This is a genomic window from Pseudanabaena sp. PCC 7367 (genome assembly GCF_000317065.1).
In the GTDB taxonomy this organism is placed as follows: domain Bacteria; phylum Cyanobacteriota; class Cyanobacteriia; order Pseudanabaenales; family Pseudanabaenaceae; genus Thalassoporum; species Thalassoporum mexicanum.
Genome location: NC_019701.1, coordinates 3554886 through 3573171, shown reverse-complemented (window position 1 = coordinate 3573171; position 18286 = coordinate 3554886). Strand labels below are relative to the sequence as shown.

General features: G+C 46.0%; 14 protein-coding genes. 9 read left to right on the top strand and 5 right to left on the bottom strand.

Annotation, left to right across the window (positions count from 1 at the left end):
• The first annotated feature begins 309 nt into the window (after positions 1-309).
• From PSE7367_RS14175 to PSE7367_RS14155, 4 genes are all read left to right on the top strand, one after another.
• On the top strand, positions 310-981 hold the full coding sequence (locus tag PSE7367_RS14175; RefSeq protein WP_015166044.1) for a response regulator: 672 nt from the start codon (positions 310-312) through the stop codon (positions 979-981).
• 198 nt (positions 982-1179) lie between these two features.
• Positions 1180-2649, top strand: a complete 1470-nt coding sequence (locus tag PSE7367_RS14165) for a DUF58 domain-containing protein (RefSeq protein ID WP_015166043.1) — start codon at positions 1180-1182, stop codon at positions 2647-2649.
• Positions 2630-3307: a glutathione S-transferase family protein gene (locus PSE7367_RS14160; protein ID WP_015166042.1), complete on the top strand. Its 678-nt coding sequence runs from the start codon at positions 2630-2632 to the stop codon at positions 3305-3307. Before PSE7367_RS14165 ends, PSE7367_RS14160 begins: the two co-directional genes overlap by 20 nt.
• Before the next feature lie 141 nt (positions 3308-3448).
• A complete protein-coding gene (locus PSE7367_RS14155; protein WP_015166041.1) occupies positions 3449-4213 on the top strand; it encodes a hypothetical protein in 765 nt (254 codons plus the stop codon).
• A 246-nt stretch (positions 4214-4459) separates the two neighbouring features.
• On the opposite strand, the gene PSE7367_RS14150 is transcribed toward PSE7367_RS14155, so the two are convergent.
• The 3 genes from PSE7367_RS14150 to PSE7367_RS14140 form a co-directional block, all read right to left on the bottom strand.
• On the bottom strand, positions 4460-4699 hold the full coding sequence (locus PSE7367_RS14150; protein WP_015166040.1) for a DUF2949 domain-containing protein: 240 nt from the start codon (positions 4697-4699) through the stop codon (positions 4460-4462).
• 346 nt (positions 4700-5045) lie between these two features.
• On the bottom strand, positions 5046-5876 hold the full coding sequence (locus tag PSE7367_RS14145; RefSeq protein ID WP_015166039.1) for a metallophosphoesterase: 831 nt from the start codon (positions 5874-5876) through the stop codon (positions 5046-5048).
• Between the two features lie 439 nt (positions 5877-6315).
• Complete coding sequence (locus PSE7367_RS14140) at positions 6316-7803, bottom strand: protein adenylyltransferase SelO (RefSeq protein ID WP_015166038.1); 1488 nt, start codon at positions 7801-7803, stop codon at positions 6316-6318.
• 147 nt (positions 7804-7950) lie between these two features.
• Between PSE7367_RS14140 and PSE7367_RS14135 the strand changes: the two genes are divergently transcribed.
• Together PSE7367_RS14135 and PSE7367_RS14130 are read left to right on the top strand one after the other, a co-directional pair.
• Entirely contained in the window at positions 7951-8730 is a 780-nt protein-coding gene (locus tag PSE7367_RS14135) for a phosphoribosylanthranilate isomerase (protein WP_015166037.1), read from the top strand.
• Positions 8731-8947: 217 nt separating this feature from the next.
• The gene (locus PSE7367_RS14130; protein WP_015166036.1) at positions 8948-10552 is read left to right on the top strand and encodes a phospholipid carrier-dependent glycosyltransferase; all 1605 of its coding nucleotides are present in this window, start codon (positions 8948-8950) and stop codon (positions 10550-10552) included.
• 40 nt (positions 10553-10592) lie between these two features.
• On the opposite strand, the gene PSE7367_RS14125 is transcribed toward PSE7367_RS14130, so the two are convergent.
• Positions 10593-11429: a septal ring lytic transglycosylase RlpA family protein gene (locus PSE7367_RS14125; RefSeq protein WP_015166035.1), complete on the bottom strand. Its 837-nt coding sequence runs from the start codon at positions 11427-11429 to the stop codon at positions 10593-10595.
• Between the two features lie 811 nt (positions 11430-12240).
• Here PSE7367_RS14125 and PSE7367_RS22770 point away from each other — a divergent pair.
• Positions 12241-14262, top strand: a complete 2022-nt coding sequence (locus tag PSE7367_RS22770; RefSeq protein WP_015166034.1) for an MBL fold metallo-hydrolase — start codon at positions 12241-12243, stop codon at positions 14260-14262.
• Positions 14263-14412: 150 nt separating this feature from the next.
• On the opposite strand, the gene PSE7367_RS14115 is transcribed toward PSE7367_RS22770, so the two are convergent.
• Entirely contained in the window at positions 14413-15657 is a 1245-nt protein-coding gene (locus PSE7367_RS14115) for a hemolysin-type calcium-binding protein (protein ID WP_015166033.1), read from the bottom strand.
• A gap of 725 nt (positions 15658-16382) precedes the next feature.
• Here PSE7367_RS14115 and PSE7367_RS14110 point away from each other — a divergent pair.
• Positions 16383-17141 carry a hypothetical protein gene (locus tag PSE7367_RS14110; protein ID WP_015166032.1) on the top strand — a complete coding sequence of 253 codons (759 nt, stop codon included), beginning with the start codon at positions 16383-16385 and terminating at the stop codon, positions 17139-17141.
• 310 nt (positions 17142-17451) lie between these two features.
• On the top strand, positions 17452-18279 hold the full coding sequence (locus PSE7367_RS14105) for a PIN domain-containing protein (RefSeq protein WP_015166031.1): 828 nt from the start codon (positions 17452-17454) through the stop codon (positions 18277-18279).
• Positions 18280-18286 lie beyond the last annotated feature (7 nt).

Here is an 18286-nt window from a genome sequence, read left to right as displayed (position 1 = left end):
TCTTTACGTCTTAATTACATTGTAAGTCGCGTTTGTAAAATTAGCATGAAGGCGATCGCCAAGGCATTAATAGAAACATGCAAGTAATGCTATCTTAGTAATTTCAAAATGAGTTGCCCAGAGTCAAATCAAGATCAACTCAAAATACATCGTATTCATAGCCACAAAAGTTTACATTAATATTATGATGTCAAAAAGTAGATGGCGTGGAACGATATAAAAAGGCATAGATCAAATTGGCAAGGTGCTTAAAGGTTAGAGATATTTAGCCCCGGAATGTGTTGCGACAGTATTGTTAAGGTCGATTAAATGACTGAAAAAATCTTAGTAATTGATGACAGCATTATGATCCGCAAAATGGTAAAAAACATTTTGGCGGGTAAGTATGAGGTACTAGAAGCTAATGATGGTAAGTCTGGGCTAGAGGTAGCTAGACGCACAATTCCTGACCTGGTATTACTGGACTTTGTGATGCCTAAATATAACGGCTATCAAACCCTGAAGGCGATCCGCCGCTTTGACGACCTGCGCGAGATTCCAATTATTATGATCTCCGGTTTAAAAGAGCAGGTAGCCGAGCATGTACCAGAGCCGTTTGAGGAGTTTGATTTTCTTGAAAAGCCCTTTGAGGCAGATGTATTACTATCGCGCATCCAAAAGCTGTTGCAATCGGAAAAAGCCCTAGGCCATGCGCCAGAGTTAGACCATGCACCAGAACCAGCGGCAATGGAACCGACGGCTAAGTTATCGGCCGGTGAAACTTTCTTGATTCAAGGGATGGAAAACCTGATCCAGCGCGAAGTAGTAGCCAGAATGGCACAACTAACCAAGCGATCGGAAAAGCAAGATGTGGTGATCGCCAACATGGAAAAACGGCTCGACAAGATCTCGCAGCAAATCGATCATCAAAATAAGGGCATCATGGTTTTGCTACGTGAGATTAAGGCGATTCAAAATCGATTGCCTGGTGGCAATAAGTAATTTAAGTGTCATTACACAATTTGCTGGTGGCATCGCATCTTGGGGGCGGGGACTTTCGACCTGCGAGCTAGACCAGGACCTTAATATTCAAATATTCAGCATATTCAAATATTCGGCGAAGATTCTATGGGGCAGAATCTTTGTTATAGTCGGAATAGTTTTAGATAAATTGTTAAATAAACTAAAAACAAGTAGCCCATGAGTAATGCTACGCCGCCGCCATCTAGAGAGCCATCTGATGGTGAATCAGAAGATCGCGCTGGGCAAATACTTGAGCAAACAAATGAGCAGAAAGAGCCAGGATCTACTGATGTGGTAAGCGATCCTATCGCTGCAGACGAACAGGAGCAGTTATCAGCACAGGGCGATCGCCCCAAACCAAAGTCTGGACGATCTAGACGATCTACGCGGATCAAGAAAAACAATCGCCTGGCCGATTGGCTGGAACGCCGCTTTTGCGTGCCGGAGTTTGCCGGGGGAATGCTACTTTGTCTGGCCGCCTTTTTCTTTGCCGCTGCTACTAACACCCTGGCCGGATGGTTATATGTAATTAGCGGCGTGAGTTTTGCCCTGTTGCTGATCGGTGCGGTGATGCCAGCTAAGATCATTAAGGAAATAGAAGTGGTGCGATCGCCCCTGGAACCTGCCAGCGCTGGCGATATGGCCACGATCGAGCTAAAGTTTGCCAATCTCAGTAAGGCTAAGAAAGAATTATTGCGCCTACGGGATCTGATGCCGCCTGGTCTGGCCGATCGGGAGTGCCAAGAAACGATCATTGAACTGCTGCCGCCAGGTAAATTAACCGATCGCTTCCAACATCATGCTTTTACCTGGAGCTATAGCTTCATCGCCAGACGCAGAGGCATTTATACCCTCTCGGAGGTGCAAATTGTCACCGCCAGTCCGCTGGGTCTATTTAGAAGTCGGCGATCGCATTTTGCCAAACAAAGGCTGGTGGTTTATCCCACTGTTTTGCCACTCAAACAATGTCCGATCGTTGACCAGCTCGGCACTGATGACAGCCCCCGGCAATACAATCAAGAGTTTAACTACAAAAACGCCACCGAAGGGATCACCAGGGCTTTGCGTCCCTATCGCTGGGGTGATCCAATCAGGTTGGTGCATTGGCGCACTAGTGCCAGGTTTGGCGATCTACGCATTCGAGAGCTGGAAGTTACGCTGGGTGGCCAAGATCTGGCGATCGCCCTGGATTTGGAACCCGGTTGGCAGGAGTGGGAATTTGAACGGGCAGTGGTGGCAGCGGCTTCTCTCTTTTTCTATGCCCAGGGCATGGGGCTGAAACCACAACTCTGGACAGCAACCGACGGCTTGATTACGCAGGTGAGAGCAGTGCTAGAGACTTTGGCACAAGTGCAGGTGCTTACTCCTGATCCCTCTGACACCAAGAACACAACCCCAGAGCTAGCAACCAGGCCAGATCTACCGTTGGTTTGGCTCAGCCATCGCGCCGCAAGTCTAGCTGATTTGCCTGCGGGGAGTCGCTGGTTATTATGGCAAAACGACGAATCGGCCGTTAGTAAAATTAGTAACCCTGGCAATCATCCTGGTCTGGCGATCGCCACCATCTCTGGCTCACCGGATCAAAGCTTCCGTGCCCTGCAAACCCAACTACAAGCGCCCCTCAAACATGCTACTGCTGCAATTTAGCACTTCTCATTATTGCCGCAAGGCGAGATTAGCCCTGGGATATAAGCGTATTCCTTATCGGGTTCAGAACCTCACCCCTGGTGTGCATATCCTGAAGCTAAAACCGCTGACTGGTTTAACCACGGTGCCTGTATTATTACCAGAGTTGCCAGATCAGCCAGAGGCGATCGCTGATTCCAGTCGGATTATGGCTTTTCTCGATCGCTTTCAACCAGAGCCTAGCCTGATGCCCGATGATTCTAAGTTACAAACTAAAGCCCTGTCCTTAGAGGATTGGTTTGATGAGAGCATTGGTACGGCGACGCGGTTTATTTATTATCAATTTCGAGCCAATGAGGGCAAATATATAGATAATTCGCTCACCAGCCAGATTTTAATTCAAGTGGTGCGGCGGCAACTGGGCATTAATGGCGCAACTGTAGCCCTGGCGGAAGCACGCTTGCAGATTGCTTTGGCAAAGTTAGCGCAGCGCTGGCCAGAACATGATTTCTTGATTGGCGATCGGCTCAGTCGGGCTGATCTTGCGGCGGCGGCTTTGCTGAGTCCTTTGGCTTTGATTCCCAAATATCAAAAAGAATATGCCTGGTTATTTGAAAAGATTGCAGCGGTGCATCAAATTTGTGGGGAGGCGCTTCCACCTGGTTTAAATACCCATTAATAATTAATATGGGTTAGCTAGCCGATCCTATTTTTTGCCAATCCTTGGCATAATTACCACATGTCCTCAGTATTCTGCTCTTGTAAAGACAAAATAACAAAAGTAAGAAAATCTAATTGCTAAGACGATCGGCAAAGTGTTTTGAACCACCCAGAAGACGTAAACGAAGAGATTAAATACTATAACGATCTCAGTGCACGAAATGACAGTGAGCTAGAACTTTTACTCGCAAAGCAAGCACAGCCTCAAGCTCCTCCACCGCAGATTCCTCCTTCACCTATGGAAATCTATCGATCGTCCTACGGCAAGCATAAGCAAGTTGAAGCGATCGAGTTGCTGTGGCATGATGTTGCGCAGCTTCGTTTAGATCTCAAGCCCAGTTCAGTGTTAATAATTGATTGCTTTTCCAGCGCCGATGAATATTTCCTGGTGATCGAAGGCAACAAAGATAAGCCAGAGTTTCAAATCGACAAAATGATCGCCTACCGACATGCGATCGCAAACATAGAGTCTACTGTTTTGTGTTCAAGGCCATTTGTGAGTGAGTATTTATATATTCTCTGTCTGAGCTATTGGGCGATCCTTACCCGGATTCATAGCCAGCTCATAGCGGCAGTGCAGGAAAAAGATGGCACTAAATGCCAATGGTATCAAGATGCTGGCATCCTGGCTTTAGTTAGCGATATCTTGAATAGCGATCGGGAGTTTGCCGAGTTTAAGGAAAAGAGCAAGGGTAAGTTTGTGTGGCTGCGCGATCGCCTCGAAGAGAAAATTATTGCGGCCATGCGAGAAACCCTAGCCGGAGAGGAGTCAGTTGATATTGCGATCGAGCTTTATCAAGATATCAGGGAGAAAGTTGATGCGATCTCGCTCAATAACTTATCTCAGAATAATATTAGTATCTAGGCTTTAGTATCTAGGCTTTAGATTAATTAGTTTGTAGCAAGGATACGCTTCACTCCCATGACATTATATAGCTTGCTTATTAGAGCCCTTGCAAAAGTCCATGATTGAAACGCGGGAATTACGATCGCAGCGGTTATTGAAATATTTTGGCCAGATATTTACTGTCCAGATATTAGCCGTTGAGCATACTGAATCTATTTATCCAGTTATCTGGTCTACCTGTTTGAAACATTTAGATTTTGATTACTAACCTGAATAGCCACCATTTACTTTTAAATGTACTAGCCAATCGAGCAAATTACTAAATTGCTGCAAATCAATAAAACTTAGCTGCAATAGGATCATCAGCAAAGGCCCTTCCTGTTTGGCTTGGAGCTTTTTGGCCAAGGACAATTGATCTTGATCGATGGTGGCAGATTCGAGCAGATAACGTTCTAGTTCTGGCTGATGTTTGTCATCTGCGAAGGTAGCGGGATTATGGTTCATGGATTCCGATCGCAAATGCTAGGCATTGTGATTTTTTGGTGTAAGGAAGGATACCATGAAATGTCTCCTTTTTGCTTGGTTTATCGATCTTTTTAGATCGTGTCTTTTTAGATCGTGATTCTGTGGCGATCGCTTTCCGATCAGGCTCGTCAATACAAATCTGCAAGGGCACGATTAGCAATTCTCTAGTGCATCTTCAAGAAACTTCTTTTGCATGAATACTTAATAGCTCAATAGATCAAAGCAGTCGGATTAATACTTGCACCACATCTCGATTTAACTGACACTAAGAACAGCCTCGAGCCCAGACTAAACAGCAAACCCCCCAGCCAAGAGCCCCAAAAGCCTAAGCCAAAGTAATCACCGTGACTTCAGGCGGACAAAACAATCGCCCCGGCATATAGGTGCCCAAACCGCGATTGACATAAAGCAAATTCTGCCCCACTTCGTGCAAACCCTGCGACCACTCCCAATTTTTAAGCACCTCATGGCAGCCTTTTTTCACAAATGGCAACCAATGGCGGCATTTAGCCGGGATTTTAGCCTGGGCATTTTTCATCAGGCCAGCCACCGGACCAATTCCAGGGATCACCACCTGACCACCATGGGTATGTCCAGAAAGTTGCAAATCCACCCGCCAGGGTTTTAGATCTTCGGCACTATCAGGATTATGGGACATCACAATGCGTGGTGTACGATCGCTAACCTGCCCCATCACCATCGCCGGATTAAATTCACGCGACCAATAGTCAGGCAAACCCACGATCGCCAACTGCGATCCGAGCGGGTAAACCACATCGTTCCATAAGACCTTTATACCTGCCTGCTGCAATGCACCAGTAATTGTCTCTTTGGCTCCACGATAAAACAGATCATGATTACCCAACACCGCATAAATACCAGCAGTGCTATTGATTTTGCCCAGCCACTTAGCCAGGTTGAAAATAGGCTCAGGCTCATCGGTCACATAATCCCCCGTGAGCAACACCAGATCTGGCTTGGCTTGATTAGTTACCTCGATCGCCTGCTGCAACAGTCCTTCCGAAAGACGCACACCGTCAAAGTGAAAATCAGATAGCTGCACTACTCTCACTCCCCGCAGCGAGGGGGCAAGGTCTCTAACTTTAATTCCAATCCGCTCCGTACTTAGGGAGCCGGCTAAATGTTTTTGAATCACTTCTACACCACGTATGCTTTCACGCTTATGCTTCCAAACTATTCTATTAGCTTATAGGTATATATTCCGATCCAAACTTTAAGATTTGATTATCAAAACCCTGATTACCCAGTTAAAGTTTGCTATGATTATGGGCTTACTTAAGATTCAATAAATTTACCAGTGGGCGATCGCTACTTACTAGCCCGCTTAATCAAAAATTAACCTGTTCACTTTTTATAAACTTTGCCGCTATCATTACCAAATTCGGCAATGTGGATTTGGCAACAGGCTAAGCAGTTTACATTAGCCCTATACCTATGTAGTCCTGTACTTATAATCATACTTGGCCATAGAATCCAGACTGACCCAAAAGTCATTTACTGAAAATTCTTGCTTCCACACCAATACCCAATTGGCTGAAGCTAGAAGCTATCAAAAACACTGGGCAATCGATCCATCAAATTGCCCGCAAGCGATCGCATAGCTCATAAAAAGGCTGCCAATTATCTTCTTCTGTGATCCGCTCCCACACCGCTTCGATCTCAGGGCGGAGCAAAACTGTCGTGGGGTTATGTTGCCGCAGCCGATCGCCCATTTTGATTAATTCATCCTCTGGCAACCGGATTAAATGGTGGTGATAGAGCGATCGCCAGGCCGTTAACTGCTCGGCCTGTTCATCTGTTAATGCCTTGGTTACATCAGCACCATTGTCGATCGTCAGATCGCTAAGAATCTTGCTGCTGTCCTGCTGCCAATGGGGGTGGAAGGCTTGGCGCAGTTGGATAAAAAAGTCATGATAACCGATCTGGGTATCAAACAAAAACTGCATCGTCATGCTAATCAATTCTTCTGCACTGGTGGGTTCTAGCTCAGCAAACCCCAGCCGATTGGTCATGATTTTGATATATTCAGCCCGATAGAAATTCTGAAACTTAGTCAGGCTGGCTTCCATCTCGCCCTTATCCATAAACATGCCCAGGGGATATTGCAGCATTTGCAAATTCCAATAACAGCAGGCCGGTTGATTGGCATAGCGATAGCGGCCATAGTAATCAAAATAGGCGGCAGTGAAGTTGGGGTCATAGGTGGGAATAAAAGCATAGGGGCCATAATCAAAGCTCTCCCCGGCGATCGACATGTTGTCAGTATTCAACACCGCATGACAGAAGCCCGCTGCCATCCATTGGGCGGTTAATTTAGCTACCCGTTCCACCAGTTCTTCATAAAAACGGCTATAGCGGGTCGCCTGATCAGCTTCACTGAGTAAATGGGAGTAGTAAACTTCGATCACATGATCGAGCAGCTTCTGCGCCTGATCCGCACGACCAATGTGATACAACCGCTCGAAGGTGCCAAACCGGATATGGGACTTACTAAAGCGCACCATCACGCAGGATCGGGTGGGTGAGGGTTCATCACCACGCCATAATTGTTCGCCGGTTTCGATCATGCTCAAACAACGGGAAGTATTTACCCCCAATCGATGCAATGCTTCAGCAGCCAGGATTTCACGTACACCACCCTTGAGGGTCAATCTGCCATCGGCGGTGCGGGAATAGGGCGTATTCCCCGATCCCTTGGTGCCAAAGTCATATAGCTCGCCATCCAGACCACGCACCTGACCATATAAAAAGCCGCGCCCATCGCCTAACTGGGGGTTATATTCACCAAATTGATAGCCATGATAGCGTAGCGCCAAAAACGGTCGCACCGACTTAAATAGACCAAAGGCTTCAATAAAGTGATCATCGCTGGTGACCTGTGGATCAATGCCGATCGCGGGCAGGAGTTGATCATTCCGCCAACGCAGTTTATGCATGGGAAAATCGGCGGCAGCTACTAGATCGTAATAATCTTCGCCTAGCTCCTCCATCGCTGGTTCATAGCTCAGGGTCAAAAAGGGATTTTCTACGGCTGGGTTGGGGGACTGATTAGCGATCGCCATTGTTATCTAAAATAGATCGTGGTGAGTAGTTTAAAAGTGAGCAAGTATAAACCATTATGATAGCGCTGCTCTGGTAAGTAACTTTTGTCGCATTCTCTTTTATTATTTCTATTTTGATCTCAAAGCAGTTGAGCCTGCCCTAAAACAATGGGTTCTCAGTACATCAAGTACATCAAGTACATCAAAATTTGCGGCATTACAAAACCCGCACAAGCAACCGCGATCGCCAGGGCTGGGGCTAATGGCCTGGGGTTTATTTGTGTGAAGAAATCACCCCGCTATGTTGAGCCGGAAAGAATTAGAGAAATTGTTAACCATCTCGATCGTGATGTAGCTCTGAACAATAATCAACAGTCTAACAATTCAACCGATGCGAGTCTTCAGCGATCTGAGTCTAGCTATGAATCTCACGATCGCCAAGCTCAAGCACCTTACCCCGATCGGATTGGTGTTTTCTTAGATGCCTCCCTCGCCGAAATCTATACAACTGTTGTTACTGGTAGCTTGAACATAGTGCAACTACATGGCCATGAGTCACCGCAGTTTTGTCAGGAGCTAAGGCAGAAGTTGGCGGCGATCGATGTCAAAATCAAACTAATTAAAGCCTTAAACATCAAGTCAGCCGCAGATCTAGCCGTTAGCGATCGCTATGCTGAAGTAGTTGATATTTTGCTATTGGATGCCTATGATCCAAAGCTGGCTGGCGGTACAGGTAAAACGATCGACTGGCAGCTTTTGGCCAACTTCCATCCTGGCTGCGATTGGTGGTTGGCGGGTGGCTTGGCACCGGAAAATATTTTGACCGCGATCGAATTAACTAATCCCGATGGGGTGGATGTTTCCAGCGGTGTGGAGCGATCGCCCGGTGATAAGGATCTAACGCGAGTCGCGCAGTTGATTAAGTTGGTTAGACAAGAAACTACCTAGTGCTGCACATTCTCAGGATGGTTAAACGATTAAGCAATTGCTAAAACTATTGCTAGGCAAATGCTTGAGGTTCTCTTCAAGGTACTTAATTCTTGGATGATACAATACCAACTTCTTAGTATAAGTGCCCAAATAGTTGACTTAAATCCGCTGTAGATTGTCGGTTGTTAGTAAATTATCGACAAGTTGCTTATAAGTTGTTTTTGGGAATAAGTTTTTGAGAGCAATCTGGATCTCTTTTAAACATAAGTCTCAGCTCCACTTTCGCCTGGGGATCGTGGCGATCGTGCTAATTTCGCTCCTGACTCGGTTCTGGCAACTAGAGGGCGTAGCCGAAATTGTCTTTGATGAGGTTTATTACCCTGAATATGCCCAGGCCTATTTAAATGGTTTGCCCCAATTTGATGCCCATCCCCCTTTGGGTAAATATTTAATCGCGTTGGGAATTCAGCTATTTGGCTACAACCCGATCGGCTATCGTTGGGTCACTGCGCTGGTTGGTAGCCTAGTGCCAGGATTAACTTGCTGCCTGGTCTATGAATTGGCACATCAGCGGCGCGATCGCCACAGTTGGGCTTTGCTGGCGGGGTTGTTTACGGCTTGCGATGGCTTGCTGTTGGTGGAATCCCGCTATGGTTTGATTAATATTTTCATGGTGGCGTTTGGCCTGCTGAGTCAAATTTGCATTTTTAAAGCAATGCAGGGCTGGGCATTGGCTAATCAGGCTCTGGGCGATCGCAATATTAAAGCTATGCCGATCGAGTTGAGGCGATCGTGCTGGTGGCTGTGGTTAATGGCAGCGGGTATTTTTCTGGGGGCGGCAGTGGCAGTCAAATGGAATGGGATGGCCTATGGAGTGGGTATTTTGATCATTCTTGCAATGTTCTGGGACTCTGCTTATCGATCTCGCCCCACGAGAATTACTGACCGATCGATTAATCCCAAACTTAGCGATCGGCAACAACTCCGGCGATCCGGCTATAAATTGTCACAATCCCATTCCAAAATCGACAGAAAAACACTCAGACAAGATCAGGTTGATCAGCAAAATAATCAACCCAGACAATTAATTGGCGCTAACTTAATTTATTCACAGCGATCGCTACTTATATGCATAATCCTGGGATTAATGATCATGCCACTGGCGATCTATGGCCTGGCCTGGTTGCCCCATTTGCAACTTTTGCAACCCAGCGCCGATTCAAGCTTACTTAGCTTACTTAGTCAACATACCAAAATCTGGGCATTCCATCAGGGGCTTGGTAATGGAGCAACGGCTAAAATTCATCCCTATTGCTCGCGCTGGTGGAGTTGGATATTTACGTTGCGACCGATCGCTTATTTTTATGAGGAGTTGCCCAATGGTCTGGTGCGTGATGTGACGGCGCTGGGAAATCCATTTTTATATTGGCTAGGGGCGATCGCCATTTTCTTAATGATTGCCCTATTAATTCATCGCCTCTGGACAAACCTGGAATACAAGTTGGTATATGGTTTGCCTGCGCCCAGACCCTGGCGACAGATTCCCTGGCTAGTAATTTATATGGTGGGCAGTTTTGCGGCACATCTTCTGCCCTGGGGTCTCAGCGATCGATGTACGTTTTTATATTTATATATGCCCGCCTCAATTTATGCTTTTATGGCGATCGCCCTGATCACCGATTGGTGTTGGCGACAGGGCGGGCGATCGGGGCGTTTAATTAGCTCCGCGATTGTGATTGCAATTGTCTGGGCATTTATCCATTGGTTGCCAATTTATTTAGGTTGGCCAATTTCAGCAGCTAAATTTCGATCGCTGATGTGGTTTGATAGTTGGATCTAAGTTTGATCCAAACTATATCTAAGCTAAATCCAAAAGAGAGCTAGTTCTGGGATAGGATCATCATTTCCACAGTGCCGATGCCGCGCTGATCTAAATCAATTTGAGCCGCCGCCGCATAGGACAGATCCAAGACCCGATCGCCCACATAGGGGCCGCGATCGTTGATCCGCACCACCACCGAGTTGCCAGTTTCCATATTGGTCACCTTCAAATAGGTATTGAAAGGTAAGCTCTTATGGGCAGCGGTGAACTCAGTTTGTTCAAAGATTTCGCCATTGGCAGTCATCCGACCGTGGAAATATGGCCCATACCAGGAAGCAGTACCATACATCACATTGTTGGTGTGATCGAGCTTGTGCATCGCTTTTTGAGCTTCAGGCACACTCAATAGCTCAGCCCCCAAGGCACCGCGTAAATTATTGGCCCAATCGATCGCTACTAAATCGGCATTCTCCACATCTGGAGGCACCATCACCAACACTTCTGATCCGACTTGAACCAGGTGTTGACCATCCACATATGCTGGTTTAATCCGGTGCGGTGACAGCTCCGGCACCAAGAGTAGAGTTTTGAGCCGGGAATAACTGAGAAATGCAGTAAGGGGATTATCAATTGTCATAACCGCCCGCTGGTTGACCCAAATTGACCAACTTTCGATCGCTGCTACCCGTAAATCTATCTCTGGCAGCATCATAGCCCTTGTATTGCGGGCCCTTGAGTTGTAGCGATCTTCAAGGGGGTCTGCTGATACGGCAGTTGGCAAGCCCACCGCATTAGCCAAAGCAATTGGTGAAATATTGTCCCAGGCAGGAATACTGACCTCTTGGGCAAAGATTGAGCTAATAGACGCTGCCCAAACGATTGCAAAAGTACCCATTTAACTTAATTTTTTGTACGTTTCGTTACGCATGAACATTTTGTAGTTAAAGATCAGGTTAAGTGGTGAAGTGGCTTAGGCAAATCAACCTATGGGTAGAGTTAATAATTTTGGTGGGGATCACTAAAACTATTGCGGGGATCAAACAATTTTGGCTGATATGCCTTTACTAGTAGCGATCGTACTGATTAGCTAAAATTATTGGGTTTTGAAATTAGCCAAAGTTTTGGAGCAGGCAAATTCATAAATCCAAACTGTCTGTATTAATGTCAGTAGCGGTTACAGAGTTTGAGGCCATAGTCAACCGCAAAGATCGATAAGTTTTTGTTAACCAGGAACAATCGAAATTATTTATTTATTATCAAGACCATCATCAATTAATTGCTTTTCCTGCTCTACCTGCTTGTTTGGGCTTATTTTGGTATTTCTCGATCGCCAGGCAGATAGCTTGCCACAGTCGCCAAAACCCAGATTGCTTGGCATCGCAATGTAAATCTATGTAAAGAGTTGCCTAACTCGAGCATTTCTTTCTCAGTTATCCTTAGACTTTACATAGGCTTTAATTTGGAGCTTGATAATATTCAATCGTAAAAAACTCAATCGTAAAAAAATGGCTATTTCGATCGCTGCTTGGTCAGCAGGGGGCGATCGTGAGCAAATAAAATAATTAAAAGCATAAATCCTGAATTTAATTAATTAAAAATACCACCTGTTTTCAAGCTAACTGACTTTATTGCAGTAATACTTGAAGGCTAAATTATTTATTCTGAACTTATATATCAACTCGTTGAGATTGCAATTGGTCTAAATAGTGACAGAGCTTGAATTTCTCCCTCTTGCTCTTGAGCATCGGGGTGAAGGAGTATGCATACAACTAAGGCTAGGTCCATACTGGCTGCTATTGGATTGTGGCTTGAAAGATATTTCGAGCCTGTTGAGTTATGCTGAGCAAGCTCCTTGGACAGCGCTGCTATGTAGTCATGCCCATGCCGATCATGCCCGAGGCATCCGCCAACTGCATGAGCTGCTACCGGAGCTGCCGATTTATACCAGCGAAATTACTGCCCGGTTGCTACCACTACTCTGGCCAGATCAACCCCAAGAACTAGCCTCTCTGTGTTTGCCTCTACCGTGGGAAAAAACGCGCCAAATCGCACCGGATCTATATATTCAAATTCTGCCCGCTGGCCATCTACCTGGGGCTGCTTGCTTTGCGATTCGCTACCTTACCGCTGAGCGTGAATATAGGGTTTTATATACGGGCGACTTTTTTCTGTCTAATTCCCGTTTGGTGGATGGTTTGCCCTTGGAGGCTTTTCGGGAGCAATCGCCCGATGTGTTGATTATTGAGGGGACGCTGGGGGCAAAACGCTATCCCCATCGCCGTAGTCAGGAAAATGAGTTGGCAGCAAAACTAAGTCGTGAACTGGCGGCAGGTAAATCGGCGATCGTACCAGTGCCCAAATTAGGCGTGGCTCAAGAGATTTTAATGCTATTGCGCAGCCATCATAACTTTACCGGTAAAGATATTGATATTTGGGTGGATGATCCGATTGCTCTAGTTTGCGATCGCTACCTTCAGTTTGTTAATTATTTGCCCAGTTCAGTCCAGAATTTCGCCCAGAATCAGCCCCTGTTCTGGGATCGCAAGGTAAAACCAAGGGTGGGGCGAGTTAGTGAATTTTTAGGGCAGGATGGCGAGGATTCCTGGTCGTTAATAATTGACGATTACCCCAGCTCCGATGCAATCGACCAGCCAGAGCAACCAATCAAGCCAAAGCGATCGCTCCGTAAAACAAAACCAACTAGCAATCTTCAGGACGATTTAGCAAACTCAGACCTAGAGGCAGAATTAGAGCGAGACCAGGAAACGCAACCAAAAGCTGAGTCAGCAATAAACTCATCCCAATTGAAGCCATTTATTTTGTTGGTGGATATTGAATCAAACTGGCAGCAATGGCTAGAAAGGTTGGCCTGTGAATGGGTGGTAATGCTGCCGGAAGCAAATGAGACTAATTATCTACCCTGGCGATCGCCATTTCCCTACCAGACTTACATTCTCAATGAGCATAGCGATGTATCGGCCACAACCCAGCTAATTCATAATCTGAAGCCGCAGCATGTGGTGTTGATGCATGGTAAGCCCAGCGATCTCGCGGATTTGGCCAATTTGACTGAACTTAGAAATCGCTATCATATCCACTGCCCCGCGATCGGTAAACGGCTGCAACTACCAGTTAATGACGCATTGCAAACTAGCATGGCCAAACTGGCTGCGCCAACCTTTCCTAACCTATCGCCCTATGAAGGAGAGCTGGCTCAACAGGACTCAACAATCATGCTAACGCTGCCAGCGGAAATAACCTCCGATCCGCGCTGGCTGGATTTTGCCGATACTGGTTTGATTGAAGCGCGTTGGCAGGGAGAGGAACTCCTGATCCGGGGCATCTCCCAACGGGAACTGATGGCGATGTCGGCAGCCAATTCCCCCAATCTTAAGCTCTACTCTTGTGGTAACTGTCGTTTCTATCAGCAGCGCTATTGCCAAAACTCAAAATCCCCTCTCTATGGGCTCAAGGTCAGTAGTGATGGTTATTGCCAGGTGTTTGAGGCGATCGATCCAGTACCAACCAAACCGGATAGTTTAAACAATCCAACCAATTTAGATAATCCAGATAATTTAGATAATTTAGACGGCCAAGATAATCCAGAGGGCGATCGCCAGGATCAAACTAGTTCAGAAACAATTAATCGGGCTGATGCTGATACAAGGAGCGATCGAGATACGGTTGATGATGCCAGCCAAAGTGATGATGATGAACAAACAATATAAACGCTAGTGGCTAACCACAAAAATTATCATGATTTCTGTCCCAGGTAATTAGTTACCCTGTCTGGTTTGCGATCTCTCATATTTAAATTGGGCAATTACTACTAAATAGCTTTTGCTCTGACCTTAGCAATAAAACGTCTAATAAAATGTCTAAATGATAAAGCCAATATCACTCATGATCGCAATGTCGATCGGCGTGGCCAAAGTACGCACCCCAGTTACGGTGGTTGGGTCCATCAGGGTCTCAAAACCATCCACCAGAAAGCCATCTTGAATATGGGCAAGATCGCCAGAAAGTGGGATCGCTCTGCCATCATTTGCCGCCCTGGCATTAGTGCCAGTGAAATTAGAGCCCGCCGTCAGTTCTTCAAAAATACCCGAAGTACCAAACCCCATCACATGGGCTAGCTCGTGGATCGCGGTGGACAGAAAATCAAAACTACTAAAGGGAATATCGCTGTCTGATTCTGGGGTGGGGTCAAAGAACCAGTTCACGCTTTGATCAAAGGCCATTGTACCAATCCAAGGCTCAAAGTTAGACCCCACATAGCGTGACTCATTCACAAAAAAGCCCGATGGCCCTGATTCTGCCAGCGTAGATCCACCCAGAGCGGCTGCGCCTACAAAAACTAACAAATCATCGATCGGCCGATCGGTAATAAATAAATCGCTGTTACCAGTGCGCGGATTGACCACAAATGGTGTACTGGTGCCAACCGGAATATCCGCAAATTCATCCTTAATAATGCTTTCCCAATAGGCAGCGGCGGCTTCCAAATTGGCACGACGAGCGGGATCATCAAAAAAGCCCGTCGAATCAAAGCGATAGTCAAATTCAATATTAAAACTACGGGGCACCGGATTAGTGCTATCGATCAATGGCACAAAATCATTGAAGTCGATCGCTGCCGCCTGCACATTATTCAGGGTCGCCAGCACTTGACCCGTAAGGCGATCTTGAATTACCGCAAAGCCATTACCATCAAAAATATTCAGATCAAAAAAGGTTTGCCCACCCGCCAGCGCGATCGTATCGCCGGAACTAAAGTCCACCACAATATCAGTCGAGGCATCGGCACCAATCACAAACAAATCATTGCCAGAGCCACCAATCAGCGTATCAGCACCACGATCGCCATAGAGGGTATCACTGTCGAGATCGCCGAATAGCAGATCATCGTCACCACCACCACGCACCAGGTCGTTGCCTTTACCGCCGCGCAGCGTATCCCGGCCGCGATTGCCATTGACAGTATCAAAGCCGCGATTGCCATGCACAAAATCATCACCAGACAGACCGCGCAGGGTGTCATTCAGGTCTAGCCCTAGTAAAACATCCTGTTGCGCTGTCCCTTCAATGAAATCATTGCCGGAAGTGCCATTAATTTCTGCCATATCTTAATTATGCTTGGTTAGACGGATCTGAGGTTAAATCTGCGGATTGATAATAGCTCAAATATTGATTTGGTAGTGGCACAGAAGTAAGAATATTTAGCAAAAAGAACCTGATCCAGTTTCGATCCGATCGCCTAACTTCATTACCTGTGCAGAAATGCCAACTATTTTTAGTTAGTCGTTCAGCTTTAAATACTTAGATCTTAAATACTTAAATAACTATGTGATCAGCATTGTTTTTTCACTGAGTTGTTGATTCTGGACTTTAGACTCCGACAGCAGCCAAAAAGTTGCCCAACGCAACCGCCAAAATAAGGATATGAATTTAGTTGGTTAACATGCGAATATAGATCGTAGAAAGACAAAACTCTACTTCTCCTCACTATCTTTAGCGACTTGTGTTTGGCTCAACATCGATCGATCCCACGTCTAGAAATTAAGTTAGATCTGTCTGGTTCATGTAATCGTTCTAGCAAATTATTCCTACTGTGATCATGTCGATCGCGGTTTTAGATCTGTTCTAATTCGACTCTAATTCGACCTAGTTCGATCTAATTCCAGCTAATCTAAGTGCCGACTTTAACTAATCGATAACTAATCGATCGCGTTGGTTTTAGCCCGATTCGGCAATTGGTTAAGATTAGCGAAAATTAGCAATCGGTGAGCCATAGCACAGCTAGTTAACCCATATTTAGATTAGGTTAAATAGGGCTCATATTTTAATCATGTCAGATATGTCAAACCCGCTTGAAGCCGGTTCGGTGGAGACCCGTTCCCGATCAAGCAAATCAGAAACTAAATCAGATCGATCGGATTTATCGGATTTATCAGATCAGTTGGAGGGTGCTGGGGAAAGATCGCCAGAATCTTCGCTTGCTCAAACAGAAATAGAAGATGTAGAAAATTTGGATTCAACGGGGACAATTACGCCAGCAGCGCCAGCAGAAATAGATCAGAGCGAAGCGATCGAAGAAAGCATAGATAGTAATGAGCAGATTACGGAGCGATCGCCCCTGTTGCGGGGACTGATCACAATGCTTTTATCAGCTATGGCAGTTGGGGCAGTTGGCGCGGCAGTTCATTTTGCGATCACGCTTTTAGTTAACCCTAAACCACTTTCGGTTTTTATGCCCCAAGAAGAACTGAGTTGCAAGGCTAAAATCAACGGCCAATGGCAAACCAATTGGGGACAGATCTCCTTCCGTGAGCAACCTGACTCGAATCTAGTCATTGCTGATTATGCCTTCCAAAATCTGAATCGGGGTAAAGTGGAGGGCAAGCTAGAGGGCAAGTTGATCGGTAATACCCTCAATTTTGATTGGCAGGAAACAGCTCAACGGGGCACCCGGTCTTTGCAAGGGCGCGGCTCATTTTTATTTACTAACCATTGCCAGGATTTTACTGGTAGTTATGGTCTGGAACAATCCCAATCGGGCTGGGGCAATTGGTCAGGACAGCTTCTAGAAGTTGTACCGCTGTCTTAGGAAAACCTAGGAAAACTGGGCAAAGTCGTGAAATTAGTGAAAAGATAAGTTCTGATCGGGAATAATTCAAAATAGGCTGTACTTCTCTGGCTGTCGATTCCTCAACTTTTGCCCTAACTAGCAGTTCCAGTTCACCTATTCACCTAGGTCTGCGGTTAAGTTGTTGTCTCAAATGCCCAATCCCAACCAGATGATATTTTTGCTACTCTGCAAATATCTATACTTGGTTAAGTTGTTTGAGTAAGCTTGAGCTAGTTATTTTTGCCTCGAAATTAAGCTCGATCGCAATACATCGCAAGATCCAAAACATATGCCCACCGCTGTTGTAATGCTGGTGTTTGAGCCGAGCGCTCTAATTGAAACTAATATCCACTTTTGGCGTGAAGTATCTCGCCTGGGGCAATGCATACTGCCCAAAATTGCCTACAAGGAAATCAAGCATACGATCAAAAGTTCGCCATTGGGGCGATCGCCCAACAGCACCAGGGATAATGCGATCCAGTTTTTGAAGTTTTTTCCCAGTAGCGGTTGGCAGGAAACCGATTTGAGTCGTACCCACCAAGAATTTGAACTGCAATCTGGGCATTTAGTCAGCCGGAAGTTAAGGGTGAATTTAGAGATTGCTAAGTCGGCTTTCGGCACTGCCTACCTCAATCCCCATGCACTGGTAGTCTTGGTGACTAACGATCAAACCCTGCTCAAGCGAGTTAATGATCTAAGACAAATCAACCTATGCGCAGCCACGACTACTGGTACTCGGCAATGGGTCAGAACCGCCCAAGCACCGGCAGCAATTAGTAAGGCGATCGTTGGGATGCAAGCCCGTCATCAACAGATTGAACAAACTGCCAGCAATATTCCTACCACTGCGACCAAAAGCCTGGCTGATCATTCCTTGGGTAAGGCTCAGGTGGTTAGACCAATTAGTCGATCGCCCAGGAGCACAGGCAATACCGCTAAATTAACCGTTGTGAACCCGCCTAAATCTAATAAGACCATTATTAGTTGGGGATTAGGTTGGCTAGTAATGATGGCTGCAATCATATTTGCCTGGTCGGTACTCAAACCAGCTCAATTTAATCAGTTTTGGCAGAAAAGAGTCATACCCGTTCTACCAAATTCATCACCACAAGAATAACAAGATT

Coding starts and splice junctions, on each gene's coding strand:
- PSE7367_RS14175 (WP_015166044.1), top strand. CDS start 310: ATGACTGAAAAAATCTTAGTAATTGATGACAGCATTATGATCCGCAAA.
- PSE7367_RS14165 (WP_015166043.1), top strand. CDS start 1,180: ATGAGTAATGCTACGCCGCCGCCATCTAGAGAGCCATCTGATGGTGAA.
- PSE7367_RS14160 (WP_015166042.1), top strand. CDS start 2,630: ATGCTACTGCTGCAATTTAGCACTTCTCATTATTGCCGCAAGGCGAGA.
- PSE7367_RS14150 (WP_015166040.1), bottom strand. CDS start 4,699: ATGAACCATAATCCCGCTACCTTCGCAGATGACAAACATCAGCCAGAA.
- PSE7367_RS14140 (WP_015166038.1), bottom strand. CDS start 7,803: ATGGCGATCGCTAATCAGTCCCCCAACCCAGCCGTAGAAAATCCCTTT.
- PSE7367_RS14135 (WP_015166037.1), top strand. CDS start 7,951: ATGGGTTCTCAGTACATCAAGTACATCAAGTACATCAAAATTTGCGGC.
- PSE7367_RS14125 (WP_015166035.1), bottom strand. CDS start 11,429: ATGGGTACTTTTGCAATCGTTTGGGCAGCGTCTATTAGCTCAATCTTT.
- PSE7367_RS14115 (WP_015166033.1), bottom strand. CDS start 15,657: ATGGCAGAAATTAATGGCACTTCCGGCAATGATTTCATTGAAGGGACA.
- PSE7367_RS14110 (WP_015166032.1), top strand. CDS start 16,383: ATGTCAGATATGTCAAACCCGCTTGAAGCCGGTTCGGTGGAGACCCGT.
- PSE7367_RS14105 (WP_015166031.1), top strand. CDS start 17,452: ATGCCCACCGCTGTTGTAATGCTGGTGTTTGAGCCGAGCGCTCTAATT.